The sequence below is a fragment of the Synechococcus sp. H55.8 genome (assembly GCF_047462375.1).
Classification (GTDB): domain Bacteria; phylum Cyanobacteriota; class Cyanobacteriia; order Thermostichales; family Thermostichaceae; genus Thermostichus.
This window is the reverse complement of record NZ_JANSJC010000019.1, coordinates 45,652-57,117: the sequence shown is the minus strand read 5'-3', so window position 1 is coordinate 57,117 and position 11,466 is coordinate 45,652. Positions and strand designations below refer to the sequence as shown.

Here is an 11,466-nt window from a genome sequence, read left to right as displayed (position 1 = left end):
TCCAGGTGGCCGGGGAGCGCTACCTGCCCATCCTGCACCAATTTGTGGCCGAGCTGGTGGATCCCAACCCTTTCCTGCACAATCCGTAGATCCCAGCGGATTGGAATAGCGCTAGCCTAACAGCCCTCCTGCTGCAAAGACGGAGATGGACAAGCGTGAGGATTTTTAAGTGACTTCCTGACTGACCAGTTCTTGCAGCAGCTTCTGCGCCGTTCCCATATAGCGCAGCACATCGGGATGATGGCTCCAGATGGGGTCGCTTTCGGGGAAAACCTCCAGAGAGAACATCCCCTGTACAGCTTGCAGGTAAGGCAGGAGGAAGGTGTAGCTAGCTGGGCTGAGACGAGAGTGCAAAGCCTGATCCAACAGCTCCAACATCTGCCGCACCAGTTTCCACTCCACCTTCAAAGGGGGGTACAGCATCACACAAAGGGGAAACAGCTCTTGTTGGACAGCGGCCACGTTGCCTTCCAGGGCACAGAGGCCCAGGTACACCTGGAACATCTCCACATCGCGGATGCTGGAGATCCGCACTTCCAGATCCGTCAAGAGGCCGCTTTCGCAGCGATAGTCCGGGAAACGCTGAGCCACTTCGGCACAGATAAATTCCGCCACACTGGTTACGATGGGCAGCAGTTCCTGAACAGCCAGCAAAGAGGCGGAAGAAGCGTTGTCGCTGGCGTGAACAGCGGCACCCTCGTACATCCTCTGCAGGGGCATGTACAGGTGGTCGTCCATGACCTTCAAGTAGGGGTGGAAGAGGCCGCGCTCCTGAGGTGACAAGGCTTGCGAGACCATTTGCCCCGTGTAGTGGAATTGCATACTTAAAAAGCCCAGCACCCGCGGATCCCGTTCACTGTAGCGGGCCCGCAGCCGTCCACAGAACGGCGCGATCTTTACCGAAAAGCGGGCCGGGGAGAGGCCCTCCCCCCAACTTTCCGCTGCCTTTTCAAATAACTCGCGGGAATCCTCGGCAATTTGCCAGGGATCGATCAAGTCCGGATCCAGCCGCTGCCTCGGGATTTCAGCAGCCAAGAGCCGCTCCGTTTTTGCCCAGGCCTGGGAGCTGGCAAAGCGCAGGGATCCCTTCACTTTGTCGGCTAATTGGGTACCTGGCAGCTCGCCCAAGGCCGCCTGTGCCCGCAACTTGTCTACATATTTTTGGGCCCACAGGGTGGCCAGGCTGTAAGGTGTAGCTGCTTCTGGGCTTTCCATCGATCCCATGACCTCAGCAGAGGAGCTAGATTCTGTTGTCTACAATACCCCTAGCACGCCGCCGTTGCAGCCTGTAAGGAAACTACAGAATGTTAAGACTGCCCACAACAATTGTTCACATTAGGAAAGGGCTTCTCACCTTGCGGGCAAGTTGGCGATGATCTTAAAATCTCCTAAAATCCGCTCGGAAAAGTGGAGTTTTTGTGGCAAAATAGACAGCAGACGGATCGATGCAAGGATCCGGATCCTGACCTCACCGGACTGAACCCTTTACTGAGGAGAAAGAGCGTATGTCTCTCCGACTTGGCGATACGGCTCCCAATTTTACGCAAAAGTCCACCCACGGCGAAATCGACTTCTATTCCTGGGCCGGGGATAGCTGGGTAGTGTTGTTCTCCCACCCTGCCGACTACACGCCGGTCTGCACCACCGAGCTGGGTACTGTTGCCAAGCTGATGCCCGAATTTGAAAAGCGAGGGGTGAAGGTGCTGGCCCTCAGTGTGGACGATGTGGACTCCCACGTTGGCTGGGTGAAAGACATTGAGGAAACCCAGAACGCTACCTTGACCTACCCAATTTTGGCGGACGTTGACCGCAAGGTCTCGCAGCTCTACGGCATGTTGGATCAAACCAACCTCAACCAAGAAGGGCTGCCCTTGACGGTGCGCTCGGTGTTCGTTATCGATCCCAACAAGAAGATACGCCTCATCCTCACCTATCCGGCCAGCACGGGCCGCAACTTCGACGAGCTTTTGCGGGCCATCGATGCTCTACAGTTGACGGATAAGTACAGCGTCGTCACCCCTGCCGACTGGAAAGACGGCGACGATGTCATTATCCCGCCTTCGCTGAAAGATCCGGAAGTGCTCAAAGAAAAGTTCCCGAAAGGCTACAAGGAAATTAAGCCCTACCTGCGGGTCACCCCTCAGCCCAACAAGTAAAAGTCTCGGCAATCCAACCGATTGGTGATCGGCTCGATTGGGATCCCCTCTTGGGGATCTTTTTTTGGCGGGAAACCCCGCACCCTATCCTCAGGATGGCTGTCGGGATCAGAGCCAGGGCGCTGGGGGAATGCCCTATGGGAAGATACGATAAGGGTGACAGTTCCGGCAAGCCCCGCTTCAAGGTACCAAATCACTAGGCGTGAGTCGGGAGTATGTCACATCCGACCAATCTGGATCAGATGACAGCAAGCCGAGGCTGGGCTCGCTTGGGGATCGATGTGGGCGGCACCTTTACCGATCTGGTGCTCTTGCAGGATGGCCAGATTCAGACGGCGAAGGTGCTCTCTACACCTAGCCCTGAGGAGGGGGTCTTGGCAGCGCTGGACAAGCTGGGTGCGCTCAAAGGGGGGCTCTGGGTTGACTTGTTCTGCCATGGCATGACGGTGGCCACCAACGCGCTGCTGGAGCGCAAGGGATCCCCCACCCTGTTTCTGACCACGGCGGGTTTTCGCGATGTGCTGGCCATTGGCCGTCAAAACCGCCCCTCTCTGTATGACTTGACGCAGCCCAAGCCGGAGCCGGTGGTACCCCGCCACTGTTGCCTGGAGGTGAAGGAGCGTTGCAGCGTGGACGGGGTGTTGGAGCCGCTGACCGAGGAGGAGATCCGCCGCGTGATCCAGGCGGTGGGCGAGCGGGTGCGGCAGGACGGGATCCGCGCCGTGGGGGTGGGGTTTTTGTTTTCCTTTCTCTACCCAGAGCATGAGCAGCGGCTGGGAGCCGCTTTGAAAGAGGCTTTCCCTGACTTGCACGTTTCCTTGTCTTGCGAGGTAGCGCCGGAGTTTCGGGAATACGAGCGCTTCAGCACCACCGCCCTCGATGCCTACCTCAGCCCGGCGCTGGCGGGCTACCTGCACCGCTTGGATTCAGGATGTCGAGAGAGAGGGATCCCCCAACCCTTGATCATGCAGTCTTCCGGCGGGGTGACCTCGATTGCCCAGGCGGCGGCCCACGCTTCGGTGGCTTTGCTCTCGGGGCCGGCAGGTGGGGTTTACGGGGCGGCCTATCTGGGTCGCCTGAGCGGCTACCTCCACTTGCTCAGCTTCGATATGGGGGGAACCAGCACCGATGTAGCCCTCATCCAAGATGGGATCCCTCAGGTCAGCCCGTCAGCGGTGGTGTGCGGCCTGCCGGTGCAGCAGCCCCAAATCGATATCCACACCGTCAGCGCCGGCGGCGGATCCCTGGCCTCTTTGTTGCCGGGCGGTGGGCTGCAGGTGGGGCCGGAGAGTGCCGGCTCCAACCCCGGGCCGGCCGGCTACGGCCGAGGGGGAACGGCTCCCACGGTGACCGATGCCAACCTCTGGCTGGGGTACTTGCCGGACGGCGGTCGGTTGGGCGACTCCGTCCAGTTGCGGCGGGAGCTGGCGGAACAAGCCATAGCCACGCTGGCGGATCCCTTGGGCTTGAGCTTGCAGGAAACTGCCGTTGGCATTCGCACCCTGGCCAACGCTGCCATGTCACGGGCCTTGCGGGTGATCAGCGTGGAGCGGGGCTGGGATCCTGCCGATTTTGCCCTGCTGGCCTTTGGTGGAGCTGGGCCCATGCATGCCTGTGCTCTGGCGGAAGAGCTGGGCATCCGCAAGATCTTGATCCCGGCTGCCTGTGGCGTGCTCTCGGCACTGGGCATGGCTTTGGCCGATCTGCGGCGGGACTACCGGCGGGCCATCCTACAACCCTTGCAGCGGCTGGCGTCGGATTCAGGGGGATCCCTGCTAGCCCAGTGGGCAGAACCCCTGATCCGCCAGGCCCAAGCCGACTTACAAGAGCCGGCGCTGCACTTTAGCTTGGACTTGCGCTATCGCGGCCAGTCTTTCGAGCTGGAGATCCCGGTGCACCTGTCAGAGCCGATTGCTCGCCTGGAACAACAGTTTCACCAGGCCCACCGGCAGCGCTATGGCTGGCAGGATTCGGCCCAGCCGGTGGAGGCGATCCAGTTGCGTCTGCGGGCGGTGCAGGCTCTGCCCACCGTGCCTCTGACTGCACCTTGCCCTTTGCCAGGGGATCCCCTCAAGGGGCGGCGAGAGGCCTGGATGGGCGGCCAGATGCGGTCAGTGCCGGTCTACGATCGGCAGCGCATGGGTGTGGGGTTTCAACTGCGCGGGCCGGCGATCGTCGAGATGCCGGAGGCAACTGCGGTAATCGACGCCGGTTGGACGGCTGCCATTGACGCCGTGGGAACCTTGGTCTTGAGCTGCGGATGAACTCATCTCTCACGTTGGGAGAGAGGTGAGGGCGGACGATGGGACTCGAACCCACGAATGGAGGATCCACAATCCTCTGCCTTAACCGCTTGGCTACGCCCGCCAGGATTTCGGGTATCTAGCTTAGCATGGGAAAAACGGGACTGAGCTACAAAGTCGAAGCACCCCAAAATGCTACCCAAAGCCGATTTACTGCAAGGGGCAGAGTATCGAGAAACCCTGGCACGGGTCTTGGATTGGGGAGACCAAGCCCTCAAAACCTGGCAAGTGGTCTGGAGCGACTTCCTTTCCCCACCCGAACTAGCCGAGGTGCAAGCTCGGCTGCGCAACTTGACCGAACTCCAAGTGTGGGCTTGGGGAGGGTACCCCCAGGCAGAGCGCCAACGCTTGGCCCTGGCTCGCTCTGAAGTGAGTCTGGAGGTCGGGGATCCAAAGCCCGATCAAGAAGGGATCCCCTTGGCCGCCCTGCAGATTCAAGGCAACTTCCTGTTCGACCCGGCCACCCACCGGGATTTTCTGGGAGCCTTGTTGGCAGCCGGCATCGCCCGCGAGAAGGTGGGAGACATCCTCGTGTTGGGAGACTCAGGTGCCCAGGCCATTGTGGTGCCCGAACTGGTGGACTATCTCAGCCTCAACCTGACTCAGGTGCGCACGGTGCCTGTCAAAGTGAGCCGGATCCCTCTGAGCCAGTTGAAAGTTCAACCCCCCCGCGTCAAATCCATCACCAGCGTGGAAGCCTCTTTGCGCTTGGATGCAGTGGCCTCAGCCGGGTTCGGCATCTCCCGCAGCAAGATGGTGGAAGAAATCCAACGGGGGGAAGTGCGGGTCAATTGGAAGCCCATTACCCAAGCCAGCTACACCGTTGGCCCTCAGGATTGGATCGCCATTCGTGGCCGCGGCCGGCTGCAAATTGAAGAGGTAGCCGAAACAAAGAAAGGCCGCTTTCGAGTCCAAATGAAGCGGTATCTCTAGGTTTTTTCTGGCCTGAGCTTGGGCAGATCCTTAGCTACAGGAAAATGCTCTAGAAAAAAGAGAAAAAAGCCCAAGGATAAAGCAAATACTCTAAGTAAAACAACTTCCAGATCAGTTGATAATAACCAACGATCGCATCTCGGCGACTGAGATCGAGGTGGACACCATAGCCTAAGAGGATCCCCAGCCCTAACAAATGACCCACCAACAGCCAGAGGCCGTTGCCCGCGAGGGGCAAGGAGATCCCCACCCCGATAAACCCCAGATAGCAAAAGGCCAAAATGGTGATACAAAACCTTGAAATCCGCTCTGGCCCAAAGCGCAATGAGAAGGTGGCAATGGCAAACTGGCGATCCCCCTCCATGTCGGGAATATCTTTAAAAAGGGCGATCACCAAGCCGAAAATCGACATAAATCCCGTTAGCCAAACAATCGGAGCAGAAAGCTCGACCCTTCCTTGCATCACCTGCTGAAAATGGCTGTAAAGGCCCAAATTGACGATCAAACCGCGCACGCTGTAAATGCAAGCCGAGGCCGCCAGCGGAAACCGCTTCAAACGCAAGGGGGGCAACGAATAGGCCGTGCCGATCCCATTGCTCAACAGCACCGTCAGCAACAGGTAAGGGATCCCAGCCGCGGCCAGCAGGAGGGACGCCGCCCCACAAGCCACGACGATCCCCAGCCCCTGTCGCCAACTCAGGCATCCGGCAGCCAAGGGCAAATGGGGTTTGTTGACGCGATCGATTTCCACATCCGTCAGTTGATTCAAGCCGACGATGTAGACGTTGGCCGCCAAACAGGCCGCCCAAGCCAAGCCCAATTGGGGCAGCGCCGAGAGAACCGGTTGCAGGGATCCGGCAGCCACGAACCCCGCCAACAGGTAGAGGCCCAGCACGCTGGCGCTGGTGCCATAGACGGTGTGAGGCCGAGCAAAACGCCAGAGAACTTGTGGACGCAACATTCAAAAAAGCTAGGGAGAATCTTTCAAGAAAGAGGCCAAAGCTGCCCAGCGGGGATCCACCGCCGGCGCGGGAGATTCCACCCCAATGCCCGGACAATCGGGACGGCAGGGCAACTGGCGGGGCATCTGCAGATGTAGGTGCTGGTACATCCAGTCTTCGACATCCAGCTCACCATTGCAGGGCAGGCTCTCCAGCAGATCTGCTTCGTCTTGCAATTCCAGCTCCAAGGGCAGAGGCTCGGAACTGGGCTCCCGGATCAGGATGATCTCCTCAACTGCCAGATGCAGCCGGTGGTTAAACTGCTGTAGGCAACGGTGACAGGTGAGAGTCACAATGGTGTGGGCTTCGGCACTGACCTCGAGAAAGTGGCCCCGATGGCTGACTTCTAGGGATCCCTCGACAGGGGTCAAGCTCTCAAAGCCCGCAAAAAATTGCTTGAACTGCAACGCCTGGGTCTGACCTGGCATCTGCCGCAGATCGGATAGACGAATGGGCCTTAACATCGCGCCCCCTCCTTCGCACGTTTTGGGTAGCAGGGATCCCTGTTGTCAGGGTAGCAAGAGAGCGCAACGGGTCGCGGCCCAAATTTTCAGGACGAGGAAGCCAGTCGGATCACCAGGCGACGGTCGGGCTCTTTACCACGGCTGAAGGTTTCCAAATCGGCGTAGGCAGGGTCTTTCAGCAGCGTGTGGATCTGCCGCCGCTCAGCAGCCGAGAGATCTGGAAACTCGTATTCGCGGCCACCGGCTCTCACCTTTTCCACAGCAGCAGCCACCAAAGCCTTCAGCTCCTGCAAACGCCGCTGACGATAGCCGTCCAGATCCAAAATATAGGGCTGCTGCTGGTCTTCCGGCAGGTTGAGGTTGAGAAGGGTGTTGGCCAGGTATTGCAACGCATCCAGCACCACAGGAGAGCGCTCTTCCTCCAGACCGGCCTCTTTGGAAGACGGCAAGGGCGATGCAGACACCTTGGAGAGCAGGAGTTGCTTCTGATCCGAAGTCAAAGAAGCCGCCTCGATTTCCAACACCTCACCCACCACCCGCACCTCCGCCGCGATCCCCATGGCCATCAGCACCTGCTGCAACCACTGCTTGGCTCGCTCTTGGTTGGCCACAAAGGTGGACTTGCTGGGGGAGTCAGATTTCTTAGCGGCAGATCCCGTAGAAGACTTAGGGCGGCTCATCTTGGGCAGCTTCCAACGTTGAAAGTGAGCTATCAACACTCAACAAGTCCACCCCAGCAGCTAGGCTTCCCTAGGGCTCAAAGGGCAGGGATTCACGGCCTTCCTTGGCTGCCCTGGGCTTGCTCGATTTCTCCACTTCCTTGGCCTCCACCGCTATTGTCTGGGCAGCCCGACGGCGCTCCTCTTCCACCAACTGCTGCAAGTTCTCCGGCAATGGCTCCCGCGAGAGCAAGAAAGTCTGCACCGTTTGGAAGATGTTGGAGACGAGGATGTAGAGCAAGACCCCCGCCGGCAACGGGAAAAACAGGAACATCGCCGAGAACAGCACCGGGGTAACACGAGCCATGGAACTCTGGCTGGGATCCTCTTTGCCCATATCCTGTCCGGCGTTCGTCAGGTACTGGTTCAGGTAAATGGACACCCCAAAGATGACGATCATGGCAATGATGTCCCAGTGGATGGTGCCATCCGGGTCAAAGGCTCCCACACGGCCCAACTTGTCGATGAACAGGAAACCGGTATCCGAGGCCAAACCGGGAATCGACACTTGCACAGTCACGTCCCCCGGCTGCAGGGCCAGCAAGGTGCCGTCTGGCTGGATCTGGGCGCGATCTTCCCCTTTGGTGATCTTCCAGGTGGGCTGCAACAGGTTGGGATCCCCACCTGCTTCTGTCACCAACTGCTCAAAGGGCTTGCCCCCCGGCCCCTGCAGCAAAAATTGCACCTCTTCCCCGACGGCGATCTTGGTACCCTTAGGCACCACCAGCACCACCGGCTTATGGAGAGAATCGGTCACAAAAATGTTCTTGCTGGGGCTAACGTAGGGAGCGGGCACCACCTCAGCCGCCACCTCCGCCGGCAGGATCTGCAAGTTGACGTCGTAGGTCACTGCGGCAAAGGGGGATCCCCGCAGGGTGGCAAACAGGGCAAACAGCACCGGCATTTGAATGAGCAGCGGCAGGCAGCCCCCCAAGGGATTGGCCCCCAGCTCGCTGTACAGCTTGGCCTGGGCTTCGCGCAGCTTTTGCGGATCGTCCCGATACTGCTCCTGGATTTCTCGCATCCGCCGCTGCATGACAGGGTTGATCACCTTCATGCGTCGCATGTTGCGGATGGATCCGACATTGAGCGGGTAGAGAGCAAAGCGGATCACCAACGTCAGGAAGATAATGGCCAGTCCATAGCTGGGCACGATCCCATAGAAAAAGTCCAGGATCGGCAGCATGACGTTGTTGGAGAGGAATCCGACTCCGAAGTCCATGAGGGGGTGCTGGCGAATGTCCGTAACCTATTGTAATGGCTTCCGTCCGGTTGACGAGGACGTTTTCCCGGACTTTCCGCTAGAGCAGGGTTGACAAACCCACGCACAATCTGAACTGGGGATCCCAAGGCCACCCAAGAGCTCCTCATCGGCAGTTGCCTAGCGGTGCTTTTTTCTCCTATGATGGAAAACGCTTAATCCTCGGTAGCTCAGCGGTAGAGCGGTCGGCTGTTAACCGATTGGTCGCAAGTTCGAATCTTGCCCGGGGAGTGTGTCCGCAATTGTATCGAAAAGCTGGATCGGGATCCCGCATGCTTGGGGGCGAAGGCCAAGTCTTCGGTCTTATCGAGGATGGGGCACCTCCCGATGGGGGGAGAAGGGATGTGAAGGCCGGCTGAGGAGCCTGCCTCGCCGGTTGGCTGCTCCCGGCAAAGCGTCCCTCTATCTTTTGCGGCAGGGAGTATGTCAAAATACCCTCTGGCTGTCTATTCCCACTTTGAGGGTGCCTGCTGTGATCGACCTGTCGCGGATCCCTGCCCAACCGAAGCCCGGCCTGCTCAACATTTTGATTGAGATCCCCGGCGGCAGCAAAAACAAGTATGAGTTCGACAAAGACATGGGGGCGATGGCGCTGGATCGGGTGCTCTACTCCTCGGTGCAGTATCCTTACGATTACGGCTTTGTGCCCAACACGCTGGCCGGAGATGGGGATCCCTTGGATGGCTTGGTGATTATGGATCAGCCCACCTTCCCCGGCTGTGTGGTCACGGTGCGCCCGTTGGGCATGCTGCAGATGATCGACGGCGGGGATCCGGATGAGAAGTTGCTGTGTGTGCCCGCTAAGGATCCCCGCTACGCTTCGGTAACCAAGCTGGAGGACATTGCCCAGCACCGCCTGGATGAGATTGCGGAGTTTTTTGCCACCTACAAGCGCCTGGAAAAGAAGGAAACCCAAATCTTGGGCTGGAAAGGCTTGGCCGAAGCCGAGGCGATCATTGCCAGTAGCATTGCCGCCTACAAACAGCCCAAGTAGGCACCTTCAAGAGCTGCCAACCGAAAAAGCTTCCTGGCGATGTTGTAACAGTCGCTCTGGGGTGAGAGGGCCTTCGATGTGCTGCCAAGGCAGAGGATCCACTGGATCCCAGTCGCTGTGCACGTAGTAGTCCAAGGGCGGCAGTTGTCCCTTGAGCTCTTTGAAGGCGCGGCGGAAGCTGCCCAGAGACTCGCCCCACTGCCGCGCCAACTGCAAGACTCGGGCCACCCGCCGATCCCCCCGCGAGATGAGGGCTTGGATCACCGACCAACTGTAGCTTTCGGGACGGAACTCCACGCCCAGGGGACGCAGATGTTTTTGATACCACTGCAGCTTTTTCTCGGCCTGGGGATCCACCCCCTGCCACTGGAAGGGGGTGTGGGCCTTGGGCACAAAGGTGCTACAGCCCAAAGTCAAGCGCAGGCGGGGAGCCGCCTTCTTGAGCTCCTTGAAAAGAGCAACCGTCGCTTCCAGGTCGGCCTGGGTTTCCGCCGGGATCCCCACCATGCCGTAGAACTTGATCCCCTTCAGTCCGCCGGCCTGGGCGTGGGCGGCCGCCGCCAAGATCTCTTCATTGGTCAGCTTCTTGTTGACGATCCGGCGCAGCCGTTCTGAGCCGCTTTCAATGGCCACGGTAATGGACTGGCTGCCGCGGCGGGAAAGCACTTGCGCCAAGCGAGGCGTGACCGTGCCCGTGCGCACCGAGGCCAGGCTAAGGCGCACCTGCTCAAAGCGATCCTGCGCCAGGTACTCCAGCAACGGCTCAAACTGGGGGTGCTGGGTTACCGAAGCCCCCAAAAGGCCAATCCGCTGGGTAACCTGCAACCCCCGCTCCACCGCCGGGATCAGATGCCCTTCTACGTCGGCCGCCCGGAAAGGCAAAGTTAGGTAGCTGGCCAGGCAAAAGCGGCACATCTCGGGGCAACTGCGCACCACCTCCACCATGTAGATGCTCTCCCAGGCCGCTTTGGGGGTAACCACGGTGGACACCGAGAGGGTGTTGCCGCGGAAGGTGTGCTTGCGGATGGAGCTGGGGATCCCGTCCCGCTTGGGAATGACCTTTTCCACCGGGCCGTCGGGGCCGCGGTAGTGGACTTCGTAGAGGCTGGGCACGTAGATCCCCGGCACCTGAGCCAGCGCCTGCAGCTTTTCGGCCCGGGATCCCTGCCGCACCTGCTGATAGGTCTGGATCATCTGCTCCACCAGGCCTTCCCCGTCTCCCAGCAGGATCAAGTCAAAGAACGCAGCAAAGGGCTCAGGGTTGGCCGTCAACACCGGGCCGCCGCCAAAAACCAAGGGATGCGCTTCTTCCCGCGCCTCGGCCTGGAGGGGGATCCCCTGTCGTTCCAACAGATCCAGGATATGGACGTAGTCCAGCTCCCAAGACAGGGAAAAACCCACCAGCTCCGGATCCCGCGGCAGCGGCTCGGCCAGGTCGGTAAACAGGCGGGCGACCGCCACCTCGCGGCGGCTGGCCAGCAGGCTCCAGATGACCTGGTAGCCGAGGCTGGTGATCCCTACCGAGTAGGTGTTGGGAAAGGCGTAGATGACCCGCACCGCGTCAGGCGCAGGTGTGGCCGGGGTGAAGAGAAGCTGTTCCAGAGCCAATTCCGAGGTGGCCAAGGCAGTCTAAGA

The 11,466-nt window shown here is 59.6% G+C and carries 10 protein-coding genes and 2 tRNA genes; 5 read left to right on the top strand and 7 right to left on the bottom strand.

Annotated features, from left to right (window positions below; all coding sequences use genetic code 11):
* Window positions 1-165 precede the first annotated feature (165 nt).
* Window positions 166-1,224 carry a hypothetical protein gene (locus NW862_RS09260; protein ID WP_414427111.1) on the bottom strand — a complete coding sequence of 353 codons (1,059 nt, stop codon included), beginning with the start codon at window positions 1,222-1,224 and terminating at the stop codon, window positions 166-168.
* Window positions 1,225-1,505: 281 nt separating this feature from the next.
* Between NW862_RS09260 and NW862_RS09255 the strand changes: the two genes are divergently transcribed.
* Both NW862_RS09255 and NW862_RS09250 read left to right on the top strand, forming a co-directional pair.
* Complete coding sequence (locus NW862_RS09255; protein WP_414332679.1) at window positions 1,506-2,156, top strand: peroxiredoxin; 651 nt, start codon at window positions 1,506-1,508, stop codon at window positions 2,154-2,156.
* A gap of 242 nt (window positions 2,157-2,398) precedes the next feature.
* Window positions 2,399-4,420: a hydantoinase/oxoprolinase family protein gene (locus tag NW862_RS09250; protein ID WP_414332677.1), complete on the top strand. Its 2,022-nt coding sequence runs from the start codon at window positions 2,399-2,401 to the stop codon at window positions 4,418-4,420.
* A 30-nt stretch (window positions 4,421-4,450) separates the two neighbouring features.
* On the opposite strand, the gene NW862_RS09245 is transcribed toward NW862_RS09250, so the two are convergent.
* Window positions 4,451-4,523: transfer RNA gene (locus NW862_RS09245), tRNA-His, on the bottom strand.
* Between the two features lie 68 nt (window positions 4,524-4,591).
* Between NW862_RS09245 and NW862_RS09240 the strand changes: the two genes are divergently transcribed.
* A complete protein-coding gene (locus NW862_RS09240; protein ID WP_414332675.1) occupies window positions 4,592-5,392 on the top strand; it encodes a photosystem II S4 domain protein in 801 nt (266 codons plus the stop codon).
* 49 nt (window positions 5,393-5,441) lie between these two features.
* On the opposite strand, the gene NW862_RS09235 is transcribed toward NW862_RS09240, so the two are convergent.
* The 4 genes from NW862_RS09235 to yidC all read right to left on the bottom strand — a co-directional run bounded on the left by NW862_RS09235 (window position 5,442) and on the right by yidC (window position 8,798).
* Window positions 5,442-6,353, bottom strand: coding sequence for a homogentisate phytyltransferase (locus NW862_RS09235; RefSeq protein ID WP_414332673.1), 912 nt, complete (start codon window positions 6,351-6,353; stop codon window positions 5,442-5,444).
* A gap of 9 nt (window positions 6,354-6,362) precedes the next feature.
* On the bottom strand, window positions 6,363-6,857 hold the full coding sequence (locus NW862_RS09230; protein WP_414332671.1) for a YceD family protein: 495 nt from the start codon (window positions 6,855-6,857) through the stop codon (window positions 6,363-6,365).
* A gap of 86 nt (window positions 6,858-6,943) precedes the next feature.
* Entirely contained in the window at window positions 6,944-7,537 is a 594-nt protein-coding gene (locus NW862_RS09225) for a protein jag (RefSeq protein ID WP_414332669.1), read from the bottom strand.
* A gap of 70 nt (window positions 7,538-7,607) precedes the next feature.
* Entirely contained in the window at window positions 7,608-8,798 is a 1,191-nt protein-coding gene (gene yidC, locus NW862_RS09220; RefSeq protein WP_414332667.1) for a membrane protein insertase YidC, read from the bottom strand.
* Between the two features lie 198 nt (window positions 8,799-8,996).
* Here yidC and NW862_RS09215 point away from each other — a divergent pair.
* Together NW862_RS09215 and NW862_RS09210 are read left to right on the top strand one after the other, a co-directional pair.
* Window positions 8,997-9,068: transfer RNA gene (locus NW862_RS09215), tRNA-Asn, on the top strand.
* 244 nt (window positions 9,069-9,312) lie between these two features.
* On the top strand, window positions 9,313-9,831 hold the full coding sequence (locus tag NW862_RS09210; protein WP_414332700.1) for an inorganic diphosphatase: 519 nt from the start codon (window positions 9,313-9,315) through the stop codon (window positions 9,829-9,831).
* Between the two features lie 6 nt (window positions 9,832-9,837).
* Here the strand turns inward: NW862_RS09210 and NW862_RS09205 are convergent, their stop codons facing one another.
* A complete protein-coding gene (locus tag NW862_RS09205) occupies window positions 9,838-11,454 on the bottom strand; it encodes a B12-binding domain-containing radical SAM protein (RefSeq protein ID WP_414332665.1) in 1,617 nt (538 codons plus the stop codon).
* Window positions 11,455-11,466: the final 12 nt, after the last annotated feature.